Origin of the sequence: Planktothrix agardhii (assembly GCF_904830935.1) — a bacterium.
Taxonomy (GTDB): domain Bacteria; phylum Cyanobacteriota; class Cyanobacteriia; order Cyanobacteriales; family Microcoleaceae; genus Planktothrix; species Planktothrix agardhii.
The window spans coordinates 2872341-2897539 of record NZ_LR882952.1 but is presented as its reverse complement, the minus strand read 5'-3'; the positions used below and the strand labels follow the sequence as shown (position 1 = coordinate 2897539).

General features: G+C 40.9%; 25 protein-coding genes. 18 read left to right on the top strand and 7 right to left on the bottom strand.

Features of this window, described 5'->3' with window-relative positions; genetic code table 11:
• Positions 1-143 precede the first annotated feature (143 nt).
• Together NMG88_RS13610 and NMG88_RS13605 are read left to right on the top strand one after the other, a co-directional pair.
• Positions 144-1814, top strand: a complete 1671-nt coding sequence (locus NMG88_RS13610) for a GUN4 domain-containing protein (RefSeq protein ID WP_235751585.1) — start codon at positions 144-146, stop codon at positions 1812-1814.
• A 130-nt stretch (positions 1815-1944) separates the two neighbouring features.
• Complete coding sequence (locus NMG88_RS13605) at positions 1945-2103, top strand: helix-turn-helix domain-containing protein (RefSeq protein ID WP_227350760.1); 159 nt, start codon at positions 1945-1947, stop codon at positions 2101-2103.
• A gap of 60 nt (positions 2104-2163) precedes the next feature.
• On the opposite strand, the gene murQ is transcribed toward NMG88_RS13605, so the two are convergent.
• Positions 2164-3084, bottom strand: a complete 921-nt coding sequence (gene murQ, locus NMG88_RS13600) for an N-acetylmuramic acid 6-phosphate etherase (protein ID WP_042154697.1) — start codon at positions 3082-3084, stop codon at positions 2164-2166.
• 38 nt (positions 3085-3122) lie between these two features.
• Positions 3123-3509, bottom strand: coding sequence for a DUF3110 domain-containing protein (locus NMG88_RS13595; protein ID WP_254035815.1), 387 nt, complete (start codon positions 3507-3509; stop codon positions 3123-3125).
• 145 nt (positions 3510-3654) lie between these two features.
• On the opposite strand from NMG88_RS13595, the gene NMG88_RS13590 reads away from it, so the two are divergent.
• The gene (locus tag NMG88_RS13590; protein ID WP_254035526.1) at positions 3655-4782 is read left to right on the top strand and encodes a class I SAM-dependent methyltransferase; all 1128 of its coding nucleotides are present in this window, start codon (positions 3655-3657) and stop codon (positions 4780-4782) included.
• A gap of 229 nt (positions 4783-5011) precedes the next feature.
• Positions 5012-5803 (top strand): calcium-binding protein, encoded by a 792-nt coding sequence (locus NMG88_RS13585; protein ID WP_254033921.1) that lies wholly within the window; start codon positions 5012-5014, stop codon positions 5801-5803.
• A gap of 112 nt (positions 5804-5915) precedes the next feature.
• Here NMG88_RS13585 and NMG88_RS13580 read toward each other — a convergent pair whose 3' ends face one another.
• From NMG88_RS13580 to NMG88_RS13570, 3 genes are read right to left on the bottom strand one after another with little or no spacing between them, the layout of a single operon-like run.
• Complete coding sequence (locus NMG88_RS13580) at positions 5916-6173, bottom strand: DUF4351 domain-containing protein (protein WP_227350762.1); 258 nt, start codon at positions 6171-6173, stop codon at positions 5916-5918.
• Between the two features lie 20 nt (positions 6174-6193).
• Positions 6194-6772: a hypothetical protein gene (locus NMG88_RS13575; RefSeq protein ID WP_227365402.1), complete on the bottom strand. Its 579-nt coding sequence runs from the start codon at positions 6770-6772 to the stop codon at positions 6194-6196.
• A 13-nt stretch (positions 6773-6785) separates the two neighbouring features.
• On the bottom strand, positions 6786-8159 hold the full coding sequence (locus NMG88_RS13570; RefSeq protein ID WP_254035525.1) for a tetratricopeptide repeat protein: 1374 nt from the start codon (positions 8157-8159) through the stop codon (positions 6786-6788).
• 89 nt (positions 8160-8248) lie between these two features.
• Between NMG88_RS13570 and rimM the strand changes: the two genes are divergently transcribed.
• Positions 8249-8866 (top strand): ribosome maturation factor RimM, encoded by a 618-nt coding sequence (gene rimM / locus NMG88_RS13565; RefSeq protein WP_254035524.1) that lies wholly within the window; start codon positions 8249-8251, stop codon positions 8864-8866.
• A gap of 61 nt (positions 8867-8927) precedes the next feature.
• Positions 8928-9197: a hypothetical protein gene (locus NMG88_RS13560; RefSeq protein ID WP_026787989.1), complete on the top strand. Its 270-nt coding sequence runs from the start codon at positions 8928-8930 to the stop codon at positions 9195-9197.
• A gap of 632 nt (positions 9198-9829) precedes the next feature.
• Here NMG88_RS13560 and cruG read toward each other — a convergent pair.
• Both cruG and cruF read right to left on the bottom strand, forming a co-directional pair.
• Positions 9830-11059 (bottom strand): 2'-O-glycosyltransferase CruG, encoded by a 1230-nt coding sequence (cruG, locus tag NMG88_RS13555; RefSeq protein WP_235760367.1) that lies wholly within the window; start codon positions 11057-11059, stop codon positions 9830-9832.
• 117 nt (positions 11060-11176) lie between these two features.
• The gene (gene cruF, locus NMG88_RS13550) at positions 11177-12097 is read right to left on the bottom strand and encodes a gamma-carotene 1'-hydroxylase CruF (RefSeq protein WP_227350769.1); all 921 of its coding nucleotides are present in this window, start codon (positions 12095-12097) and stop codon (positions 11177-11179) included.
• A gap of 271 nt (positions 12098-12368) precedes the next feature.
• Between cruF and NMG88_RS13545 the strand changes: the two genes are divergently transcribed.
• The 12 genes from NMG88_RS13545 (at position 12369) to NMG88_RS13490 (ending at position 25100) form a co-directional block, all read left to right on the top strand.
• Positions 12369-13538: a F420-0:Gamma-glutamyl ligase gene (locus NMG88_RS13545; RefSeq protein ID WP_235760366.1), complete on the top strand. Its 1170-nt coding sequence runs from the start codon at positions 12369-12371 to the stop codon at positions 13536-13538.
• A 45-nt stretch (positions 13539-13583) separates the two neighbouring features.
• Complete coding sequence (locus NMG88_RS13540) at positions 13584-14795, top strand: GNAT family N-acetyltransferase (RefSeq protein WP_227350770.1); 1212 nt, start codon at positions 13584-13586, stop codon at positions 14793-14795.
• Positions 14796-14797: 2 nt separating this feature from the next.
• Positions 14798-15238, top strand: a complete 441-nt coding sequence (gene ruvX, locus NMG88_RS13535; protein WP_042154721.1) for a Holliday junction resolvase RuvX — start codon at positions 14798-14800, stop codon at positions 15236-15238.
• A 77-nt stretch (positions 15239-15315) separates the two neighbouring features.
• Positions 15316-15912 carry a DUF3727 domain-containing protein gene (locus NMG88_RS13530; protein ID WP_081846388.1) on the top strand — a complete coding sequence of 199 codons (597 nt, stop codon included), beginning with the start codon at positions 15316-15318 and terminating at the stop codon, positions 15910-15912.
• A 150-nt stretch (positions 15913-16062) separates the two neighbouring features.
• The gene (mltG, locus tag NMG88_RS13525; RefSeq protein ID WP_254035523.1) at positions 16063-17109 is read left to right on the top strand and encodes an endolytic transglycosylase MltG; all 1047 of its coding nucleotides are present in this window, start codon (positions 16063-16065) and stop codon (positions 17107-17109) included.
• Positions 17110-17216: 107 nt separating this feature from the next.
• Positions 17217-18377 (top strand): hypothetical protein, encoded by a 1161-nt coding sequence (locus NMG88_RS13520; protein WP_227381494.1) that lies wholly within the window; start codon positions 17217-17219, stop codon positions 18375-18377.
• A gap of 79 nt (positions 18378-18456) precedes the next feature.
• The gene (locus NMG88_RS13515; RefSeq protein WP_042154727.1) at positions 18457-18969 is read left to right on the top strand and encodes a YqeG family HAD IIIA-type phosphatase; all 513 of its coding nucleotides are present in this window, start codon (positions 18457-18459) and stop codon (positions 18967-18969) included.
• A 233-nt stretch (positions 18970-19202) separates the two neighbouring features.
• The gene (locus tag NMG88_RS13510) at positions 19203-20498 is read left to right on the top strand and encodes a glycosyltransferase family protein (RefSeq protein ID WP_227397626.1); all 1296 of its coding nucleotides are present in this window, start codon (positions 19203-19205) and stop codon (positions 20496-20498) included.
• A 78-nt stretch (positions 20499-20576) separates the two neighbouring features.
• Positions 20577-22067: a site-2 protease family protein gene (locus tag NMG88_RS13505; RefSeq protein ID WP_026796641.1), complete on the top strand. Its 1491-nt coding sequence runs from the start codon at positions 20577-20579 to the stop codon at positions 22065-22067.
• Between the two features lie 35 nt (positions 22068-22102).
• On the top strand, positions 22103-22420 hold the full coding sequence (locus NMG88_RS13500) for a DUF3067 family protein (protein ID WP_026787978.1): 318 nt from the start codon (positions 22103-22105) through the stop codon (positions 22418-22420).
• A gap of 136 nt (positions 22421-22556) precedes the next feature.
• Positions 22557-24320, top strand: a complete 1764-nt coding sequence (locus NMG88_RS13495; protein ID WP_052369593.1) for a serine/threonine protein kinase — start codon at positions 22557-22559, stop codon at positions 24318-24320.
• A gap of 204 nt (positions 24321-24524) precedes the next feature.
• Positions 24525-25100 carry a DciA family protein gene (locus tag NMG88_RS13490; protein WP_026787977.1) on the top strand — a complete coding sequence of 192 codons (576 nt, stop codon included), beginning with the start codon at positions 24525-24527 and terminating at the stop codon, positions 25098-25100.
• The last annotated feature ends 99 nt before the right edge of the window (positions 25101-25199 follow it).

The following is a 25199-nucleotide window of genomic DNA, read 5'->3' as shown; positions in this document are numbered from 1 at the left end:
AATCAGTTTGCAGGCAATCCGACGAATTTCTTCGTCATAATAGCACAATTGTATGGTAGCTATAATTTCACTGTGCATCTAAGGAGCGTCACGAGGGGCTAAAATGGATTCCACTAATCAGTATAACTATAAAAATTAAGATCATGTTAACTAAACAGCAAAGACAACTCATTACTTACGAAACTATCTTAATTTATGAACAAACCTATAGATTACCCGTTCTCAAAAATCAAGGTGTAAAAGCAGTTCAGAAAAAAATTAGAACACATCAAAAATTAATTAAAGAGGGAGTTCGATATCATTATTATTTGGGAGGAATCATTAAGCGAAAAGAAGAAATTAGCCAAGGAGAAATTTTTAATGAAATTCAATTATTTATTCAGAATTATAGTCATATTATTGATTTATTAGAAAAATATAGGGATAGTTATTATAAATTTTTAGTCACCCTGGCTGATGACTTAAAAAAATTATTTAAAAAAAAATATTCTGAAATAAAAATCTTGGAAAACGAGAGAAGAAAATTAGAGTTAAAAAACACTAATAACCCGAAAATATTGGGGGAACTAAAGTGGGAAAAACAAGAAAACTTCAAAGCAGTTTTATTGTTGAGCAATGCTTATTTTTTGATGTTAGAAAAAATCAGATTGATTAGTGAAGGAATCCAAAAACTTGCAGAAGACACCAAAAATCAGAAAGAAATTGTTAAGCAAATCGTCAAAGATTTAGAAGTCTATCAAGAGATTTATGAATATCAAAGCAAAGCCTATAAAGTTCGTCAAAAAATAGCAAAAATTGCCCATAATGCAATTAATTTTGATAATTCTTTACAAGATTATTTTAGTCCTTTTCAATCTTTAATTGATGAAATTGTCAAAGTAGATGAATATTTTTATGCAACGGTCGGAGATATTAAAAATTTAGGGGATAATATTTTAAAGTATAATGAAAATTCAGTAAACCTTGAAGATAATGGGGTGATTTCTGAAACTTTTCTTGATTTTATGGTGACCAGTTATGAGAAAAAAGCTCGATTAAAAGATGCTTTTATCCAATCTCAATTATTAGATTGGCAAATTCATCATTTTGATGGCAGTGAAAATGGCATATTTTTAGACCAGGGTATTGATTTAATCTCTAACTATATCTCTAACCAACTAACTGATCAAAGAAAAATGCTAGGCATTACAGAAGTAACGTTTGTTTCAACAGTCCCTCTATCGACTGTTGAAGAAACAAGATCAATGGGACTGAGTAATCATCCTGTTATATTAACCCAAGAATTTCGCAGTGATCGAAATATTGATTATACCCAATTGCGGGATCTCCTTGCCCAACATAGCTGGAAAGAAGCTGATATGGAGACCACTCAATTAATGCTAAAAGTCATGGGTAAGAAGTATTGGAATGAAGTTTATAAGGAAGATATTGATAACTTTTCTAGTCAAGATCTCCAGACAATTGATCAACTTTGGGAACAATATAGTTATGGTTATTTTGGCTTTAGTATTCAGCAAACAATTTGGAGTGAAATGGGAGGTCAAGTTGATTATGAAACGGAAAAGAGACTCGGCGAGCGCCTGGGGTGGCGAAAACAGGGCAAGTGGTTAGACTACGAAGCCCTAACGTTTAAATTGTCCCCGATGACACCCATGGGACACTTACCTGCCCAATGGTTACACTATGACCCGAAGTTTGAATTATCTGCCCAAGCATCGACAGAAAACCTTTCTATGGGAGCTTGGCGGGTGGGGTCTTGGTTAGTTTGGCAGATGCACTTATTCTTTTCTCGCGTAAAAATTTGTAGGGAATAGGGAATACAACCTATTTAGCTTCTCCGCGCCGAAGCCCCACGTCTGACCCGCTAGGGCAGCGTGGGATGAATTGCGGTCAGGGACTATGATTGTTTGAGTGTTAATATAATTGAAAAGGAGGTGATTTAAAGTGCTGAAGGCAACAAAGGTCAGGCTCTATCCAACATCAGAACAGGAATTGGCATTAGCCAAGTCATTTGGCTGTGCAAGGTGGTATTGGAATTTTGCCTTAAACGCCTATATTCAGCACTATCAGGAAACTGGCAAAAGCCTAAAATTAGCATCCTAAAATATTGCACCCCGACTGATTAGTTCATCTTTGGCTTGTTTGGAAATACCTAAATTATATCTAATATGGCAAATTCCAACTCAATACCGCCTGTCTTAATTGTCCTTGATGCTGATTTAATAAGTCTTGACCGGATACCGCATCTAGTCCCGTCCACTGCATCAATAGAGCTAACTTAACAGATTTTCCACTTTTTTCTAATAAAATTTCCGCCTCTGCTCGATCAATTTCGGTCAAATCCATTAATATTCTTAAGGAACGATCCTGTAATTTTTTATTAGTCACCGCCACATCAATCATCCGATTCCCATAGACTTTCCCCAACTTCACCATAACGCTAGTCGAGAGAATATTTAACGCCATTTTAGTCACCGTTCCGGCCTTTAATCTTGTCGAACCCGCTAATATTTCTGGCCCGACTAACAGACGAATATCCACGTCCGCCTCAAATTCCACCTGCTCCACCGGAACACAAGCAATAAATACGGTTTTGGCACCCCGTTGACAAGCCGCTTGTAACGCCCCCTGGACAAAGGGAGTCGTCCCTCCGGCCGTAATTCCAACCACCACATCTAAATGGGTAATTTGACGCAGGGCCACCACCCCAGCCCCATCTTCGGCTCGATCTTCCAAATCTTCCGAACTGCGGACTAAAGCCCCCGCACCCCCGGCAATAATGCCCTGAACCAGTTCTGGAGGGGTACAGAAGGTGGGGGGACATTCGGCCGCATCCAGAACCCCTAAACGGCCACTGGTGCCCGCCCCAACGTAAAATAGACGCCCCCCCTGACGCAGTGCCACCGTGGTTAGGTCAATGGCTGCAGCCAAGGATTCACGGGAACGGGCAATGGCCAACAAAGTTTGGACATCTTCCCGATTGAACAAATCCACCAACTCCAAGGAACTCATCTGGTCTAGGTTTTGACTGCTGACGTTGATTTGTTCAGTTAATAAATGTCCCCGGGATTCCCACTGTTCCATATTTCACTCAACCTGCGATCTGTACTATTTAGACCCAACTATAATAAACCTTCTAGCCGTTTGCGAATATCATCAAGTTCCGGTGAGACAAAATCAGACTCTTTATCAGACTCTTTCTCTGGGGGTTGGTCTTCCTCGATTTGCCAATCCGTTTGATCAACGTTATTTTCGGGAGGAATAGCTAACTCTCCAGACCCCACCAGTTCCCAGTCATAGTCAACCGAAACGCAAAATTCTTCGATTTCCTCTTTATCAATCGCCTCAACCGTAGCCGTGGGGAAATCCTGGGCTTCCAGAAGTATGCCAAAACGGGTGGCATCATCCTCGTCTTCAAATATTAACACCTTATTGCGATCGCCCATTTGAATCGTATGAATTCCTTCATTTTCTGTTCCGGCGTTGAACAGTAGTACATAAACTCGCATAGCTTTGGATGAAGTTGTGATCACTATTGCTTTACCATTTTACTGCCAAAGGGGGAAATTTTTGACAAGGGGATCAGATTGTTTCGATTCCCAGTCTTAGGTAAGATGAACTAGATCGGAAAACTTATATTTTTTAAAACAATCAATGCAGCTTGTTAATTTATCTTCTCAATCCTTAGCTCTAAAACAGTTTATTCAAGATCAAACTCGATTTCCTGATACCTTTAATGCTGCAATTTGTGATCAGGATGAAATGTATTTATTTGCCTTGGCAAATCACGGCACAACCGATCGCGCTTGTATTCGTTATTATTTTAATGGACATCGAATTTTAGATACCGTCAGACAGGTTTTACAGTGGCATTTTGGAGAATTAGATCGGATTTCGTCCTTCTTGGATTTTGCCAGTGGTTATGGTCGGTTTACCCGTTTTTTAGTTCAAGAAATCCCGCCCCAAAACCTTTGGATTTCTGATATTTATGCCCAGGCGGTACAGTTTCAAACCGAACAATTTGGGGTGCAGGGAATTATCTCTACCACCTATCCCCAGGACTATCCGATCCAACAATCCTTTGATGGTATTTTAGCCTGTTCGTTTTTTAGTCATCTTCCTGAATCCACCTTTTTAACTTGGTTACAAAAACTCTATTCTTTATTATCTCCCCAAGGAATATTAATGTTTAGTGTTCATGACCGGGAATTATTACCCCCCCATTTCAATATTTCTACCTCAGATATTTTATTTATTCCCAATAGTGAAAGTCGCAGTTTAGATGTGAATGAATATGGCACCAGTTATGTCGGTGAAAGTTTCGTAGCCCAGAGTTTAAAAACCATTAGTCAAGGGGAAGCAGTTTATTCCCGCATTCCCCAAGGAATTTGTGGCTATCAAGATTTATATTTAGTTACTCGTACACCTCAAAACCCCCTATCTTCCCTAAAATTTAGTCACCATCCCCAGGGAAAAATAGAAAGGTGTGAATTAACCCTAGAGGGAAATCTTTTATTAACCGGAAGACTATCAGAAATTAATCCCAACGGTCAATTAGACTCTATTCTGGTTTCAATTAATGGTAAGTTCATTCAAAACGGTTTATTTGCTTTTAAACCTACTGATTCCGATACTCAATCTTCTTGGTCTTATCAACTTCCCCTAGGGGAAATTTCACCGCAAGATATTATCTTAATTAAAGCGATCAACAATCAAGAATTAGAATGGGTTTTTGAAACAACAACCCTAGAAAATTTAATTCAGTCCTATACTATACCATAATTAAATCCCTCGATCCTATCAGCCCTTACCCCTTTAAACTCCCTATCCCAAATATTGTCAAAAACAATCCTGATTTTGTATACTAATCGGAGTCTATTGATTCAGAGGAGCAGAGCAAAAAAACAACACAACCATTTATAGAGAAGTTTATAAGGTATAAAAAATAGTGAATTGAGTGTAAAATGTTTTTTTTATTCACACCATCGCTTGTTGTTTACCCCGAAGTACAATGTCAAACTTTCCATTTGTATCTGTCCCAGTTTCCAGAGAAACGATCCCTGCGACCCCAGCCGTAATTGTCTTTAATGATGAAGTGGATACCCTCATCGGCGGTGAGGGTGCAGACTCTTTCTTTTTACGACGTAATGGAGATCAAATCGCACCCTTAACCCCGGCTGCATCGCTGATTGGGACAAAAAATGATGATATTTTAGAAGGAACTAATGTTCGTGATGTCATCCCGGCTCGAGATGGAAACGACACTATTATTGGTTTCCAGGGGGATGATTTTCTTGAAGGACAAAATGGAAATGATATTCTATTTTCCGGTCAAGGGAATGATTTACTCATAGGCAGTGAAGGAATTGATACTCTATTTGGTGATATCGGAATTGATACGGTTTATGGGGGGCCAGACCCCGATATCGTATTTGGGAATAACGACGAGGATACACTGTTTGGTGATGGTGGAGATGATTCCATTTATGGCGGTCAGGGTAATGATAGTTTAATTGGTGGGACGGGAAACGATTTGCTCTTAGGCGACCGAGGTAATGATACCCTGGTGGGCATTTCTAATGATAATTTGGGCTATACCTTGATTACGGATTTTAATGGGGATGAAGATAAGTTACTGTTAGGTGGTACTCCCGATTTATATACTATTGGTAATTTGCCCTCCAATGTACCCGCAGGAGTGGCAATTTTCAAACTGAATGGTGATGGGTCACAACAGTTATTAGCAGTTGTTCAGGGCAATATTTCATCAACATTAGACAGTGATCAATATGTGTTTATTTAATTAACTCAGAACCAAAAGGGACAGGCTCACGGCTCACGACGCGGCTATTCCCTATTCCCTCCCCCCCTAGCCCCCCGTGCACGGGGGGTTAGGGGGGGCTATAACAGTTTCTTTATCTAACTTTTGACAGCCAAACTAACAAATCTTCTACCGTTTTAAAGTCTAAAACCGCTTCTGCTAAATTCTCTAATTGGTCAGAGTTTAACTGTCGGATACTTGCCTTAGTTTCTGATGATATTTCACCCAATAATCGAGAAATTTGACGTAAAATTAATGATAATTTACCTTCAATAATTCCTTGCTTAATTCCTAGGATTCTGCCATCTTCTATGCCTTTAAGAATAGACTCTTTTTGGTCTTCAAAAAACATTTCTCGTTATTTATAAAAATTTAAGTTTTTGATGAGTTAACTCGTCGATTTCTGAGTCTTTTTTTATCATCTTCTACCGTATATTCTTCCAAATCATCATCTTGAGTTGAAAGAGAGTCTAGCCTTGCTTGTATTCCTTGAATTGCTTCTTCAGTGACTTGAAAAGAATCTTGGAGATCATAAACAATATCCTGGGCTTCGCCAATTCTAGCATAAAATTCAGGAATAAAATAATCTTTTAAAGTCTCTAAATGTTGAGAGAATTTCCGGCTATCTCGCGTAATTTTAAAAAACAAAATTAAAATACTTAACACACTAGCACTGGGAACCAAAACAGCGACTAAAATCCAAGTTGATAATAAAGGGTGAACCCGCCTGAAACTCTGAGAAATTTCAGTTTGAACTAAATCTCTAATTACCATGCGATCCAGCCTGGTAGCATCTACGCCATTGCCGCTAGTATAGGATATTGCCAAGAAATTGTCAGAATCCTGACTAATTAAATCTTGATATTTAGAAGATTTATAATCAAATAAATCTGGATAAAAAATACTAAAACAAGCAGAAAAACCAACCAAAATTAATTCAATTATATTCATTTAATTTCAATAATTAGGAATCAAAATTTAACTTTTTAAAGTTTTTATCCTCTCGAATCGGGTCAAAATCCGTTTCCCGTTTAACCAACTTTTTACAGGCTTCGGGATTCAACCGTATTGCCCGTTTTAAATTTTCCAAGGCTAACTCTACTTGCCCTTGAACCGCATAACATCGGGCTTTATTATACCAAATTCGGTAAAAATCAGGACGAATTTTTGCAGCTTGATTATATGATGAAATCGCATCATCATACTTTTGCAGTTTAGCTAAAGCAAAGCCCTGATTATTCCAGGCATCCATATAATTAGACTTTAAATCAATAGCCCGTTGGTAGGATAAAATCGCAGCTTCATAATGATTGAGTTTTCCTAAAGCCACTCCGCGATTATTCCAAGCATCGGCATAATTATATCGCAATTGAATCGCACTTTCATAGGAGACAATCGCCTCATGATACCGTTGTAACCGTGTCAGTGCTACCCCTCGATTATTCCAAACTTCTGCCAAATCCGGTTTGAATTTTAACCCCTCATCATAACTTTGAACAGCCCCTTCTAAATCCCCCTCTAAAAATAATTTATCTCCCTGTTTGGCTAAACTAATCGCTTGTCTAAGTTGTTCTTCCGGTTCAACTTCTGCGGCTGGAGTTTCTGTTTCCGTTGTCTCCGAAGATTTTTCTTCAACTTCAACCGCAGACAGAGTTTGATTTTTGTCGTTTTCAGTGGTAATAGGTAATATAATCGGGACTAAGACTGCCTGATCCAGATTTACCGGGATTGTTGTTTCATTGGTTACAGATTGATCATGGGTTTCGGGTAATAATTCCCCAATCTCTGCACCCGATTTATTGTTTTCTGGCTGTTCCACCCAAACCGCTTCAATCACAGGTAAAGGAGTTTGAGTCGTTAGAGTTTGTAAGGTTTCATGGGCTAAATCATTTTTATTTTGCAATTGATATAAAATTTGTCTAGCTTCGGTGAGTACCCGTTCCATTTCCGTCAGCGTATCGGTTTTAAGACTTTCAATTTCCTGTTCTGCGGATGCCGTTTGTTGGGCTAATTTTTTCAGTAAAAACCAAACTCCACAGGCTGCGATCGTATTCAACAGCAATAACAATAGTAAAATTAAACTTAATAATGCCAGATAGCGACGGAAGGTATTATCAACCTGATTTTCTACTTGATTTTTAATCTCCTGTTCTTGGACAGAAGATTCTGATAAAGTGGGATTCTGAGCCAGGGAAGATGTGGATAAGGTGGTAAAAAATAGTAAAATAGTAGCGGCAGCAATCGAGCTCCGTTGATCAAATAGCTTAGGTGTGAGCTTCCCGACTGTCCCAAATAGACAAAAGGCGAAGCTAAGAGCAAATTTGTTTTTGTTTTTCATATCATCCAAGCGCGTTAATCGAAGAAATCCAAATTGGAGATCCCCAGGATAAAATCAATAAAGAACAGCAAGAATTAAGAAATACTATCATGTCTGAGTGGATAGAGATCGGGACTATTGTTGCGGCTCATGGGTTAAGAGGAGAAGTGCGGGTTTATCCCAATTCGGATTTTCCTGAACGATTTATTGAACCTGGACAGCGCTGGTTATTACATCCCGGACAAACTGAACCTGAACCCGTGGAATTTTTGGGCGGCTATTTAATGCCCAGTAAAGGCATTTATGTGGTGGAAATTGAAGGAATTGAAGATCGAAATCAGGCGGAGGCGTTACAGGGCTGTCCCTTGTTGATTACTGATCAAGATCGTCCCTATTTAGAGGAAGGCGAATTTTATGTTTTAGATTTAATTGGGTTGGAAGTCTTCGACCAAAGAAAGGCGGAAGTGATTGGAAAAGTCATAGATGTGATTTCAGCCGGGAATGATTTACTCGAAGTCGAGTTAAATTCCCCAACTTCCACCCAAGATACTCTCGTTTCTGAACCAATTCCAGAGGGAATTCATCGTAAATCTAAAAAGAAACGTAAACCTAAACCCCTACCTACGGTTTTAATTCCCTTTGTTAAAGAGATTGTTCCCATTGTGGATTTAGAACAAAAACGGATTGAAATTACCCCGCCCCCTGGGTTAATTGAGGAAACCGTGTGAACTAAACCTTTTCTTAACAGGCTGTGTGATAGACTCTAATCTTGCTGTCTGAGATCTTGCCATGACTGACTTAATTAATGATTCACTAGAAAACCTACCGCGCGAGGTTAGGGTGAACCAACTTCGCAATTTGATCGAAACCCTGCATATTGCTGATGAAATTGCTACCAAGGGCTACTTAATCAGTAGTTCCGAACTGGCCGATCTCATGGATATTAATGCTAGTGCTGTGACCAGTCGAGGGGATAACTGGGCCTGGCGCAATTGGGAAGTATCCAGAGTGCGGCGAGAAGGTAATCAAATTCTCTGGCAGTTGGAACGAGTTAACTAGCAGTTTGCTGACCGTTGATTGTTTATTATCAAGCGCTGATTTAGTAAAGTTCTTCCTCATAATGGGGGAGAATTTTATATGGTTTTAATTTTGTCCAAAGTTCAATATTTAGCGATCGCCCTATTTTAAAATTCTGTTTTTATGTATTCGCTGTATGGCGACAAGATTGCACATAAAATATTTTCCACTGTTTAGTTTTTTGATGTCATGCTTATCAACTATCTTGAAAGCATGAAGAACCTGTTCAGATATTTCTCTCGGCGGCTGAAAGCTAGGAGACAAATCTCCACGCACTAATTTCAGTAAATCATAAATCCGACTTGGTACGGGGCCATGTTTCATGGCGTAATAGCTATAGCAAGAGGCAATAGGGAATAGGCAATGGGCACTCTTGTAAATACTTACTATGAGCAGCTTTTAGTTTTCAAGAATGTCCTAATAGATGCGGCAACTGCTATATCGCCAAAAATAAGTCTCCCATATCTTTCTAAGTGTTCCTTATCTGCAAAATATAAAACTTTAGAAACACGATGCAAGGACAGTTTTCTAAGACTTAACAATTATTTGCAAACACAAAATTAGACTTGGAAAAAAATCCAGATAATCAAGAATTTATCATCAATTTTGGGGTTTTAATTCTTTTCATAAGTTCTCCCTCGCCATTGAATTTGAGTCTGGGTTGCGGATATCCATAATCTTAATACAGCGACCGGATCAGCTAGGGGAGATAACCAAAATACCCAAGGCATTTTAGCTTGACTCAAATCATAAGATAAGGAAATTGCGGCGGTTAATATTATCCGTAGAAATACTAAAAAACCGTTTAATCCTAATAGCGTTGAACTCAAAAAACCGGGTAAGGATAGATGAGAGGAAAAGATTATATTAATTAGTAATAATGGTAAGGGTAAAGCCTGAACTGCTAATAAGAGAAATAAATCTCCCCAGAGTTGAGTTTTAGAACAAGCATCTTTGAGATCGAGCGATCGCCCCCAACCTTCCCAAGTATCTTTTAATCCATCATACATTCTAACCGTTAACACATTGGCGCCATCTAAAAACCCGACTTTAAAACCCTGTTGAGCAATATTTCTAGCTAAAGTTACATCATCACAAAAGGAATTTTTAGCACTAGAATATCCTCCCACTTTTTCTAATACTGAACGCCGACATAAAAAACACTGACCATTTGCCATCACCCGTTCGGGTTTTTGTGGCGATAAATCCGGTGATCCAAACCGATAAACTAAAGTCATTAATAGGGCAGGTTGTAACCACAATTCCCCCGGATATTTGAGAATAAACTTACAGGATAATGATAATAAATCATATTGATTTGCGATCGCAGTTTTCACCACACTCGCCACTAAACCCGGTTGTGGTATAGTATCCGCATCAATGCCTAAAATCCATTCACTTTTTTCAGAACTATTTAAAAAACCCGTATTTAAAGCCCAAGGACGACCCACCCATTCGGGAGGTAAAGGATCATCTAAAATCAGTCTAAATCTCGGATCTGATTTAGCGAATTGTTTAATAATATCCTGGGTTCCATCCTGGGAATGACTATCAACAATTAAGATTTCTCGGACTTCATAACTTTGCCGTGTTAGCCCTTCTAAACAGGGCGTTACCCGGACGGCTTCATTCAAGGTAGGAACCACAATACTCACCGTTCCAAAGAGTTCTAAAGTCGGGTTTTGTGGTTGTAGAGGGGGAACCCGAATCGCTCCTTTTAATAACCGAGATAATAAAATTATTGTGGCGGGGATTTGTAACAGTAATATCACCCCAAAAAATAATATAACCCAGGAATTAGTCTGTAAAAAATCAGGAATTGTTAATAAAGTTAGATTCAACATTAAAATTAGTATAAAAGGGAATAGGAAACACAAAGGTACAAAGACACAAAGCAGGATAATTAAATATATTCCCATAAAAAAGGATGGGCTTTACCCATCCTCTTTAAATCTTAATGCTTACTTTGCAACCACTTCAACGGCTGAGGGAGTAGTAATATTATCACTAGATAATAAACTTTCCATAGTATCTAAAGAGGGTTTAGCATTCCACCAGAAAATGATCGCTGGAACTACTCCAAATAGAATACTTAAAGCCACGGGAAATAGGAAGCGGGTATCTAATTCGACAACGGTAATCGCCGCTCCAAAGAAGAAATTAGTGATATAAACAATTAGGGGTAAAGTTAATTGGGAGCGAGATAAAGCAATCGGAGTTCTGCGCCATAAAAATGCCCCAACGCTCATAAAAATAAAGCCCGTTCCCATCCATCCAGCTAAATTACGATAGGGCATTCCAAAAAATTCACCAACTTCTTGAAATTGCCAAAAAGGAAAAGTAGCTTGACTCATGGCTGGGTCTAATACTAAGTCCCAAGCTGTTAGTAATATAGCCCCTAATGCCAAGGCTGAAAGTTGACGTACCCAACTATCTCCCATTTTTAATTTTAAACCTGCCCGGGCTAACAAATAGCAAGTTAAGCCCATATAGAACCAAGATAAGGGAATGGTGAAGGGAACCAGTCCGGCGATTTTATAACCTAAACCACTCAAATATTGATAATGACCAAAGGGAAATCCGGTGCTAGTTCCTAAAAGTTCACTGGATAGGGATAAGAATAGGGATGGAATCATAAAGGCTAAGGTTGTTCCTAACCCTAAAGTCCTATAGCCATATAATGCCAGGGTCGCCGCCCCAAACACAATATAGGCTACGCCTCCGGTCGCCATACTCCAGACGAAAATATTCATCCCCATCGGAGGTAAATTAGCGACCAGTTCAGGGTTAGGGAGAATAAACAATAACCCCGCTAATCCAAATAGGGTTGACACAACGTGAGCCGTGAGGCAAAATCTTTCCGCAATTGACTCGTGCTTCATGGGACTCCTTGAAAAAGTATTAAGATACGTCAAGCGTTTTGGGTGAATTTTACAAATCTTTAAATAAGGATATACCCTTTTGTGCTAGATTAGTTGTACTCTCCCCCTGATATCCCTATGGGATAAGTCTTATTAATACTTTGGTTCACCTATAGGTTGTTTTTGTAATTTAACTTAAGAATTTTAGAATAGACTTGCTGCGGTAGGATGGGAGTGCAAATCCGATATCGGTTTGCATCAACTACGCACATTTAAAAGGGGAAGTGGTGTAATGGCAGGAGGTTTGAGCCTGGTAACAACAGCCGCATTGGTTTTACTGGGTTTAGGAACATTGGGGCTAGAAATTCAATATCGTCTGCGTCCGGGGAATCAACTCGAACTGACGCGGGGAGAATGGAATCTGGATTTATCCGACAACCGCCATTATGTCTTGCGGGGAGAAATGGAATTCCAGAATCTGACATCAAATCTGGAGATCATGATACCGGAAGTCAGTGCCCAATTAACCCTTTTGTCTAAAGCGAGTTTAGACGGGATTAACCATACAATTAAAGTCATTCCCGCCCATATTGATGCAGGTGTTAGGGAAGATAACTATTGGTTTGGCTATATTGTTAAAGCCCAAAAAACCACCAGAATTAAAGTTTTAATTGAAATCGAAGGGACTGATCTAAAAGCCTTACAATCGGCCTGGGTGAAAGTTAAGTACATGACCTACGGGCCACAGGGACGTATCCCCAAAGTTCGCCACCTTGTCCTACCTCTACAATATCCCGATCCGGCAGTTATCCCCAATAAACGAGTTGTAGAAGGAGTTGCCGAAGTTTATCCGATTCGTACCCATTTATTAACCCATATTGATGATCCCGTCGAGGTGATTAAAAGGTATGTGCTTCCCCATGCTCAAGCCGGGGATATTGTCACCTTGGGAGAAACCCCGGTCGCTTTAATGCAGGGGCGATTTTACCATCCTAGCCAAATCAAGCCGGGATGGGTAGCCCAACGGGTTTGTTATTTCTTCATGCCTACTTCCAGTTTAGCCACAGCCTGCGGAATGCAAACCTTAGTCAATCAGGTCGGATCAGTCCGGGTATTATTTGCTATTGTGGTGGGAACTATAGCCAAACTTCTAGGGAAACCAGGGGTATTCTATCAATTAGCGGGTGAGCAGGCCCGATTGATTGATGATGTCACCGGAACTTTACCACCTTATGATCAATTTATTGTCTTAGGGCCAGATGATCCTCAAAACGTGGTTAACACCCTACAAAAAGAAACGGGGTTAGGAGCGGCAATTGTAGACGTAAACGATTTAAAAGCGGTTAAAATATTAGCGGCAACCTCCGGTCTTTCCACGGCTTTGATCGAGCAAGCTTTAAGGGGTAATCCCGCCGGAAATGCCGATGAGCAAACCCCACTGGTGCTAATTCGCCCTTTATAGATAACCAAGATAAGCGAACGGTGATTCTTTACCCGACTTCATCCAATGAATTTATTTCTTTCCCAAAATCAAAACCAGTTTAATATTCGCCCGTTTCAATACCGGGACTTAGAGGCGGTTGAAAAGCTATATGACCAAGCTGATGATACGGTGTTAGCCCAGGAGTTAGAATACCTGCGTCGGTGGTATGGGTTGCTAAAATTTTTAAGTTGGTTTCCTAACCCCTGTCAAAATTTATTTAATGCCTATATTGCTGAACAGTTCGGGCAAGTTTTAGGGATGATTAAAGTGTCTCCTTTCAACACCACCCGCAGCACTTGGCGAATTGATCGAATATTTGTAGATCGATTAAATAATCACAGTAGTATCGGTTCACAACTATTACGTTATTGTTTTGAAACCCTTTGGGAAGCACGAACCTGGCTATTAGAAGTTAATGTTAATGATAGCAGTTTGATGGCTCTCTATCGGCAAAATGGGTTTCAACCCTTAGCTCAAATCACCTATTGGGTAGTGGAACCGGAATTGCTACAAACCTTGGCGAATTCTCAACCCGATTTACCCAACCTCTTACCCGTTAGTAATGCAGATGCTCAACTACTATATCAACTAGATACGGTTTCCATGCCTCCGTTGTTGCGACAAGTATTTGACCGTCATATTTTAGATTTTAAAACCAGTTTTGTTCAGGCAATTGTAGATGGGATCAAACAATGGTTTAGTCGGAGTGAACAGGTTAGTGGTTATGTGTTTGAACCCCAACGCAAAGCGGCAATTGGTTATTTTCAAGTCCAGTTATCCCGTGATGGTCGCCAACCCCATGTTGCTGAGTTAACCGTGCATCCGGCCTATACCTGGCTTTACCCCGAATTGCTATCCCAGATGGCCCATTTAGCCCAGGAATTTGGCCCTGCGTCCCTAAAATTAGCATCGGCTGACTATCAACCCGAAAGAGAAGCCTATTTAGAAAAAATTGGGGCCGCGCGGGTGGAACATACCTTATTAATGTCCCGTTCCGTTTGGCATAAATTACGGGAATCTAAATCTTCCCTGGAAGGGTTGCAATTATCCGATGTCCTACCTAGTTGGCAACCCGCCCATAAACCCGTACCCACGCATATCTCTTGGTTGGGGCCAACGGTAAAACAGCCTTCTCCCGTGCAAAAATCTACGGTGGAGGGGATCTCGGAAACACCGGAATTAGACCCGAAAAACTCAACCCAAAAGTCCTTAGATTTACCGTCTGATCCTGTGTAATTATGGGAAAATCCCTGTTTATTTCCGCCTTGGGATTAGATATTGGTCGCAAACGCATTGGAGTCGCCGGTTGTGATGGTACGGGCTTAATTGCCACCGGACTCACTACAATTCTGCGGCGTTCTTTTACCCATGATATCGCTCAATTTCAAGACCTGGTAGAGCACAGACAAGTACAGTTATTAGTGGCAGGTTTACCCTATCATCTCGACGGTTCCTTGGGTTCTCAGGCTAAATATACCCAAAACTATGCTCAAAGGTTAGCCCATGGCTTGAATTTACCCCTGGAATATGTAGATGAACGTCTGACCTCCTATCAAGCCGAACAATTAATGATTGCGGACAATATTTCTCTCTCTCGTAATAAAAGCATGATTGACCGCAAAGCCGCCGCCTTGATTTTGCAACAATGGTTAGACCAGAGGAGACAAGGGAATGGGTAATGGGTAATGGGTAATGAACTGATGACTGACACTTGTTACCAGTAACGTTTAATATGGTTAAAAATAGTACGATATAAATGATGTTCCCACCTAAATTTTCTGAAGGAAATGGACGTTCTGAGGAAGAACAAGTGACCGTGACCCTGACGGATGAACAGGGGCGATCGCTGGTTTGCGTCTTACAATCCTCAATTGAGTTAGAAGGTCAAGATTATGGATTACTGCTACCTGTGGACTCACCAATCGAAATTCTAACTTGGAATGACGATGAGGATGATGATGAATCCGCAGTTCCGGTGGAATCAGAAGAAGAAATTGACAGTATTTTTAAAACGGCTAAAGCGGTTTTAGCAGAACACAATTTGGATCTAAAGCGAACAGGAATTACCCTAACCGCAGCCGGAGAATTACCGGATTTTCCCGATGATGGAGACTCGAATCTGGATCTCGATTCTGCTGAACCCGATGAACAAGAATATGAGGAACTGCTCTGGTTAGCCAGTTTTTACCATGAGGAACAGGAATATGGTATTTATACCCCAGCCGATCCATTTTTTATTCTGGCTAAAACCAATGAAGGAGGAGAATATAAACAACTATCCCCCGAAGAATTTAAAAGGTTAGAACCTCTTTTACCCCTAATTGAAGATCAACTTTTTGATGCTTTAGATTAAAGGATTTAGATCTGTTTCTACTTTTTTGTGAGCAGATCTTTTCTAATAATTTAATTCACATAACTTCAGTTTTTATTAAAATTTTAATTATGGAGAATTAGCTTGGGAATTGCAAACACAAAACAGAAAAAACCTCAAGATAAACAAACTATGAAAAGGTTTTCTAAGGGATTTTTTTACCTTCTGATTCTGCCGATTATTTGGGGATTCTTAGGATGGCAAGGTTGGGCTTGGTGGAGTTGGGCCAGTGCCGCGCCCCATGGTCAGGGAAACAGCGTCAAAATCCTGATTCCAGCCGGAACTTCCAGTCAGCAAATTGGTGAAGATTTGAAGGCGGCGGGATTAATTCGTTCTGATTTGGCTTGGAGACTATGGGCGCGGTGGTTAATCTTCCAAAACCCCCAAGGAGATTTTAAAGCGGGAAGCTATTCCCTAGCTCCTACCCAGTCCCTGAGTCAAGTGGCGTCTACCATTTGGAATGGGGAGGTAATGACTCTGAGTTTCACCATTCCTGAAGGTTGGTCAATTCAACAGATGGCCGAATATTTTGAGCAACAGGGATTTTTCTCGGCGGAGGAATTTATCGCGGCTAGTCGTCAAATTCCCTATCAGGATTATCCTTGGCTTCCGCAGAATTTACCCTTATTAGAAGGCTTTTTATTTCCCGACACCTATCAAGTCGAAGCAACGGAAGTTACTCCCCGGGCGGTTGTCCGTCAGATGTTAAATCGATTCCAAGAACAGGCTTTACCCATTTATCAACAAGCTCAATCTCAAAAGAATTTGAGTTTAAATGAATGGGTAACATTAGCGAGTATTGTGGAAAAAGAAGCGGTTGTTCATGAAGAAAGAAATCGAATTTCTGGGGTATTTCATAACCGTTTACAAAAAGGAATTCAACTAGGATCTGATCCAACAGTAGAATATGCTTTGGGGATTCGTCAAACTGTTGAACAACCCCTAACCTTTAAACAAGTGGAAACGCCATCTCCCTACAATACTTATATTAATGTGGGATTACCTCCAACGGCGATCGCCAGTCCTGGTTTAGCCAGTTTAAAAGCAACTTTAACTCCTGAAAAAACGGATTATTTGTATTTTATGGCGCGATACGACGGAACCCATATTTTTAGCCGGACGGAAGCGGAACATCAAGCGGCGATTGCTGAAGTTGAACGCAATCTTTCTTCTAAATAGAAAATAATTGCTTTTTGAACCTGTATCTACATCTACAACCAGAGAACGTGCGCTTTAGTGATTATTTTTATAGTCTAAAACCCAGTCTTTTATCGAAAACAAAAGCTGTGTATTTAGCCATTTTGTTTGGACTATCTAATCTTTCCTTAACGGCCCCAAATTCTTCAATTTCGTTACCATCTTCGGAGCATTCAGCTATTGATTCTCATGCGGCAATTTCCCCATCTTCTCTAATCCCTTGGGGTTGGGATTCTGGGTTGAAAATTCGCCGAGTGGCTGGCTATTATCCTAAAAGTCCTGTTTATTTTGAGAGTTGTCCTGATGGAATTGGGGGAAAATGTTATGGGTCAATTCCGAATCGTTCTGGGTTTTATACCCTAGCCTATGGATCTTTTAGTTACAAGGATAAAGTAGGGCCAACCGGAAAATTAAGTTGTATTCCCAATGAAGCTGAAAACCCCAACGCCCCGAATAATCGAGTTTTAATGGAATCTCACCCTTCTGAACCTGTTGGAACTCCCCCAGTAAAGGGTCGCTGTCCTTACTTTTTTTACTGGAAAAACAACGGTGTAGGAGAAAGTCCCTCAGCTTATTTGATTAATGACAGTTCCAGCTTGCCACAAATTCCCTTTGGTTATGGTAGTTTCTATATTGGACTACAAGAAAACCTGAAAACCTATCCAGGGACTTATGGCGGGTTAGATCACCGAAATCGAGTCATGACACCCTTGTATGAATGGGTGCAGGGTGTCCGTTTAAAACTTCGGGCTAAGGTGTGTTTTGCGGATAAAACTGAAGATCTATACCGGAAAATTAGGGTGCATACGGATATGACTTTTTATAGTTTAAACAGCCGTCAAGGGTTTGGAGTTTCTGTTAATTTAATGGATTATGTAATTAATCAGGGCAAAATATCCACCTTACCTGAGTTATTTCGTGAACCTGAAGTGGCTGAATATTCTTTGTCTCAAATTCATGTTAATGGCAAGTCATGGAATGTTACCCCCAAGGATTTAAAGTTTACTGTTGATAAATCGTCGGATTGTAATTTACCTTTAAAAGATTTACCTTTTCAGGATGTTTATATTCCCTTTAAAGCTATTTTTGAACGGTTAATTGCCGAGGGTAAAATTGAGCGTCGTTTGACTGAAGATGCTATTCTTTCAAGTACAATTGTGGTGGGATTGGAACAGTGGGGAAGAAATCGCTCGGAAGTGGAAATTTCTGATCGCAGTATTCTGATTTCCTTGCCCCCTATTGCTTGGTGATCCAACGATTTCAGGAAAAAATTTCTCTATATTGCCCAGTTTTCCGTTAAGATAAAAGGGCTAAAATTCTACGGTTATTATGTCTTGGGGGAAACTCTTACAGCCTGATTTAGTCCTTGGGGATTGCGTTTTGCACTTGACGCCAGAGTTATTGCAACGGCATCAGATTAGGGGAATGGTGCTAGATGTGGATGAAACCTTAGTTCCGATTACAGAAAAGTCGGTTTCCGAAGATCTCAAAGGTTGGATTGATACCCTCAAACCTCATTTGAGTCTATGGTTAGTGAGTAACAATATTAGTCAAACTCGGATTGGCAATATTGCTGAAACCTTGAACTTGCCCTATATTAGCGGCGCGGGTAAACCCTCCCGTCGGAAACTCAAGCGGGCTGTTGAAGCGATGAATTTGCCCATAGAACAAGTAGCGATGGTGGGCGATCGCTTATTTACCGATGTATTGGCGGGGAACCGTTTGGGAATGTTTACAATTTTGGTGGAACCCATGGTTGATCCAGAAATCATGCCATCGGCTAATTCTGTGCGTAATTTTGAGGTATTGATCTCTAAACTGTTAGGGGGATCTCTGCACTGATTGGTAGAAAAAACTGCTATATGTACCAGCAAGATCTATAGGGCTACGCACTAGGGAACAAGGGAACACCGGAACAGTAAGCAGTGAATGAGTTTGCTGGATTTAGAAGTACCCTAAGTGTAATGCGTAGCGCCATATATGTGCAGCAGTTGAGCTAGTCCAATTTGTTCCTTGAGTGTTAGGATGGATGGACTCTATAAGGCACTGGCTATCTTGGGAATTGGGTCACCATAATGGACTATAAACAAGAATTAATTACCACGATTCATGACTTTGGTTGCGATCTTGACTTATTAGAAGCCAGAATCACCCAACTGTGTGAAACTTGCCCCACGGCTGTCTTGATTCCCGCCTTATACGAGGAACTGGAACGACCCGCTTTAACCCGGATTCGAGATTGCCTCAAGGACTGTCATTTCGTCAATACCATCGTGGTCTGTCTGTATGCAAAGACCCTTGAGGAATATACAAAAGCGGTTCATTTTTTTAGTGTTTTACCCCAACCGACCCTGGTGATTTGGGAAAATAGCCCAAGAGTCAACCAACTTTTAGAAAAATTGCGGGAAAAAGGCTTAGACCTGATGAGCTTCAATGGCAAAGGTCGGGCTGTTTGGATTGGTTTGGGGGTAGCATCCCTGCAAGCAGAAGCGATCGCACTGCACGATGCCGATATTATTACCTACGATAAATCCTATCCCCTGAAACTATTATTCCCCCTCCTAGAAAAAGAACTCGGAATTTCCTTTAATAAAGCCTATTATGCCCGATTGGGCGGCGAACCTAGAAGTTTCCATGGTCGGGTAATGCGTCTATTTGTCACCCCGTTACTGGTGGCATTGATGGATTTATATGGCTATAACAATTATCTGCGCTATTTAAGTGCCTATCGTTATCCCCTATCTGGGGAATTTGCCCTAACCAATGATATCGCCCTCAATACTCGAATTCCCAGCAATTGGGGCTTAGAAATTGGTTTATTAGCGGAGGTTTATCGCAATGTTGTTCCCCAAAGAATTGCTCAAATTGATTTAGGAAACTTCGACCATAAACATCAAAATATTGGTCAATCTCCCACCGAAGGATTACGGAAAATGTGCGCTGATATTCTTAGGTCGATTTTGCGTACCTTAATCGAAACCGAACGGGTGGTGGTGAACCGGGAACAAATTCATACCTTACGAATTAAATTCAAACGGGAGGCCCAGGATTTTACCCGCCAATATTTTGTCGATGCTCGGTTTAATAATATGCAGTATGACCGTCACCACGAAGAAGCGATCATTGATGTCTTTGAAAAAGTGATCGCGGAAGCGGGTGAAGAATTTTTTCAAAATCCGGTCACGGCTCAAATTCCTGACTGGACAAGGGCTTTGGCTGCTATGCCCGCCCTGCGAGAACAACTACGGGAAGCGACCCGCCGAGATATGGCAGAAGCGAAAGCGATTTTGGCGACCAATCCCGATTTCATTTCCCAGGCAGATATCAAGACCCATCCTAAAGACCTGGATAGCATTCCGACAATGCCTTGATTGAATTAGGGGGGAATGGACTGGGCTACAATGAATTCTCAAGGTGATCGCCTTTCTAGTTCAAAATTAAGGTCTATAATGTTTACTGCATCTGATAACACCACTATTCTCGTCCTCCTGATTACCCTGGGTATCCTGGGTTGGGGGTATTATCGTGCCTTACCCTATGGGAAACTGGGTTTGTTGTCCTGGTTACAATCCGTGGCTTTAATGTCTCCAGGATTTCTGTTTTTCTGCTTGGCGGCGGCGGGAATTTACCTAAATTTGGTCAGTCTTTTATTTTTATTCGTGGCTTCGACGGGATTATATATTATGATTGGCCGACGACTCAGGGAAGTGGCGAATCAAGATTCGGTCTCTGAGCTTAAACCCGATCTGTTAGGAAGTCCACCCCCCCTGCCACCGGAACTCAATATTATTCCCCCAACCCCCGATCCGGTTTTGAACTTGGGATCGGTTCCGTTATCTCCAGAAGACCTGAAAATTATTCAGGGTATTTTTGGTATTGATACCTTTTTTGCCACGGAAACCATTCCCTATCAAGATGGGGTGATTTTTAAAGGAAATCTTCGCAGTGACCCGGAAATTGCCTATCAACAATTATCGACAAATTTAAAAAAAAGCATTGGCGATCGCTTACGATTATTTTTAGTTGATAATCCCGAAGGCAAACCCGTTGTTATTGTTTTACCCCAGAATAATGAACCCTTAAGCACTTCAATTCCTCAAAAAATTTTAGCGATTATTTTATTTTTAATGACGCTAGGAACAATTTTTGAAGCGGGAGGTTTATTATTAGGATTCGATTTTTCTGAAAATTTAACCCGCTACCCGGAAATTATCCCGATCGCCCTCGGAATTTTAGCGGTTTTATTCATCCATGAAATTGCCCATCAAGTTATAGCCAAACACTATAATATTAAGTTTAGTTGGCCGTTTTTTATCCCAACGGTTCAAATTGGAAGTTTTGGAGCATTTAATCGGTTTGAATCCGTATTACCTAACCGGACGGTATTATTTGATGTGGCTTTTGCTGGCCCGGTAGCTGCTGGCGGATTATCGTTATTCCTGTTAATTATGGGGTTATTTTTATCCCATCAGGGGAGTGCTTTTCAAGTACCAACGGAATTTTTTCAAGGCTCGGTTTTAGTCGGGATGTTATCTCGATTAATTTTAGGTTCCCAACTCCATCAAACCAGCGTTGACGTGCATCTTCTAACTTTAATCGGTTGGTTTGGATTAGTGATTACGGCTTTGAATTTAATGCCAGCCGGACAGTTAGATGGGGGACGGATGATGCAGGCGATTTATGGCCGGAAAATTGCCGGACGTTCCACCATTGCTACATTTATTGTTTTAGCGATCGCTTCTTTCTCTAATCCGTTAGCCCTGTATTGGGCTTTAGTAATTTTGATTTTACAACGGAATTTAGAACGACCGAGTTTAAATGAATTAACTGAACCCAATGATACCCGTGCCGCCTGGGGATTATTGGTTTTCTTGTTCATGATTTTAACCCTATTTCCCCTCACCCCTGCCTTGGCCACCGGGTTAGGAATTGGTAGTTAATGGATCGAGCCGTATCTAGGGAGTGAATCGTAACTATGACTGGTGAAGATCTGCGTCAATTGTTATTAAATAAATGGGGAGTGTCCTACGATATTCAACTGCGACGGACAAGGGGTAAAATATTTCTGCAAATTATGTGGAAATATTTAGAACAATTATCCTTTCCCCTGAATGAAGCCGATTATATTGCCCATTTGAATGCGATCACTAACTATCTAAATAGTTGGGGAAGTACGGAACAGGTAAGACATTATATTCTAAATACTCGAGAAAAACCCCGTTTAGGAAAAGCTGTGAGTATTCCCCTGGATTTAGGGGGGAGATCTTCGGAATGGATGGTGGAGGACTTCTAGGTCTAACCGTTGGGAGAGTTGGCGCTCGTCCCACAGAGGCGCTACAATCCCGGAACTAAAGGTAGACTATGCTAAAACGATAGTTTCGTTATGGTATGGGCAGATAAGTAAACGGTGGGGAGTTGGTGATCAAGCAATGAATCTAACGCAGGAAATGGTTCTCCAGAACGGCAAATATCGGATTGATGCGGTTCTTGGTCGTGGGGAGTTTGGTGTAACTTACCAAGGGACTCACCCTCTAACGAATCAAACGGTGGTGATTAAAACCCTCCATCCGAAATTCATGACCTCCGTTGATTTTCCCAAAATTAAGCGACAATTTATCACCTTTGCTCAGGGTTTAAGTCAGTGTCACCATCCAAATATTGTGCGTGTCCTCGACTTATTTGAAGAACAGGGTTTACCCTATATGGTGATGAATTATATTCCAGGGGAAACCTTAGAAGAAACACTAAAATCGAGTCCCAGGCTATCGGTGGGTCAAGCCCTAAACTATATTAGTCAGATTTCTTCAGCGTTGCGGAAACTCCATCAACAAGGTTTACTCCACTGTCATCTCCAACCCAGAAATATCCGACTCCACGGAAATACCCTCACCTTAGTTGATTTTGGCTTAACCAATGGCTTCATCCAACATCACCCGGAGTTTCCTATTCGTAACCGCGTTTTATCCGTGGGTTATGCGTCCCTAGAACATTATCTTCCCCATCAACAATTGACCCCAGCAACGGATATTTATGGTTTGTCAGCCATACTCTATTATTTATTAACAGGTGAACCGCCCTTAGAAGCCCCCCTAAGAGTCAATGAAGCCACACAGGAGTTACTAAACGCCACTAAACCAAATTTAAGACGAATTCAACCTACCCTCAGTGTCGTGGTGGAACGGTTGATCTATTGGGGATTAGAAATTGAACCCGGACGACGGCCTCAAAATGTTGATCAGTGGATCGCTTTTTTACCGATTGAAACAACTACTACGGTAATTCAATCTCCTAATACTTTGATTCAACCTAATCCAGTTGTTATTCCCCCTAAACCTGTGGCGGTGAAACCTGTTGTTGAAACTCCAGTATTTGTAACCGTTCCCCAGCCCCATCCCCAACCTAAAATTCAACCTGTTCCTGTCCAGATTCCTGACTGGGAAACCATAGAATATAACCCTTCCTTGGGTTTTTTAGTTCCGATTTTATTCTTAGTCACCTCTTTATTTTTTGGTTGGGTTGGGTTTGATTTGACCCGTCGTTATGGATATATTGTTAGTCAGAAAACCAAGATTCAGATCAATCATCCCTTTGCTAATTTAGATTCGACGGAACCAATGTTTGAAAATCCCTCTATTCAAACTCAAGCTCCGAGTGAAGTAGCCCCTCAACGTTCGGTTGAAGAACCATTAGAAGATGGAGATTACTCCATACCAAAACCTGCGGACTTAGAAGCGAAAACCGAAGAACAATCCCCCGTTGATCAATATAGTAATTCTGGTGTTGTTGCTGAAACCCTGGAAAAAAGTCCGTCAACGGATGAATCTAAAATCGATCAATATTTACTCCCACCTTCCGAGGTAGAATCGGAACCTCCTACTCCTACTACAGATTACTCGGTTTCTACCCCTGTCAATAGCTATTCTGGTGATCCAACGGTTCAACCCGATATTCCAACTGACCCCAATTACTCTCAATCTGGGGCTGAAACTCTACCGCCACAGGTTCCACCCCCCGAAGGAGGGGGTTATGTTTCTGAAGAATCTGCTCCTAATTACTACACAGAACCGACCATTCCCGTAGAACCACAATCTCGCATTCTTTCAGAAGAAACCGTCCCGATAAACTCAGCACCTAACGATGGAATAGAGCCTAGTATTCCGTATTCTCCTTTAACTATTCCCTTGAAAAACTAGGAAATTCTCAATGGGTTTTGAAGATGCGATCGCTTGTTAAATTTAATTAGGGCTTGCTGAAAAAGTAACAGAAAAGGAAAAGAATGATTAACTAACTGATGAATTCAGGCTTACGATTCTGTCAGGAATACTGTGTTTGTTATGTTTTAATTGTGGCAAGTTAGTCCAAAAATCTCTATCGGTTAGAACCCGTGTTTGTGATTAATGCAATCCCTCCATCGTATTTTAGGTCGCCTTCAATCTCAGATTCTTACCCCAGAACAGCAACAATTTCAAGATCTCTGTCAATGTTGGTCTGAAATTGTGGGGACTGTAGCGAGTCGTCATACCCGTCCAGTCACTTGGCATCGAGGGGTGTTGAATGTTGCCACCTCTAGTGCCACTTGGTCTCAGGATTTAACCTTAAGACGGGTGCAAATTATCCATAAATTGCATCAAAAACTGTTATTTCCAGTTCAGGATATCAGATTTTCCTCGGCGGGGTGGCGCTATCAACTCCAGGGAGATCAATCGGTTTCTCTCGATTTTTCGACCGATGAGTTCTCTCAAATGTGGCAAGAACATCCCAGTCGGGTTGAGATTCCAACTCCAAAAGCAGTGGACGAGGTACCCGGGCGTTCCTCCCTGACTCCGTTAACGGCCTTTGAAGGTTGGGCTAATCGTTTAAAGCAGCGATCACAACCTCTCCCCTTATGTCCCCAATGTCACTGTCCAACACCTCCAGGGGAATTGTCTCGTTGGTCAGTTTGTGGCTTTTGTTCAATCCAAAACGGAGAGTAATTACAAATTGATCTATTAACTCGTTTTAAACGGGATTTATACTGAGTTTATTAATCCCTTAATCTAAATTAATCCTTGATCCCTATATATTTTACTTTG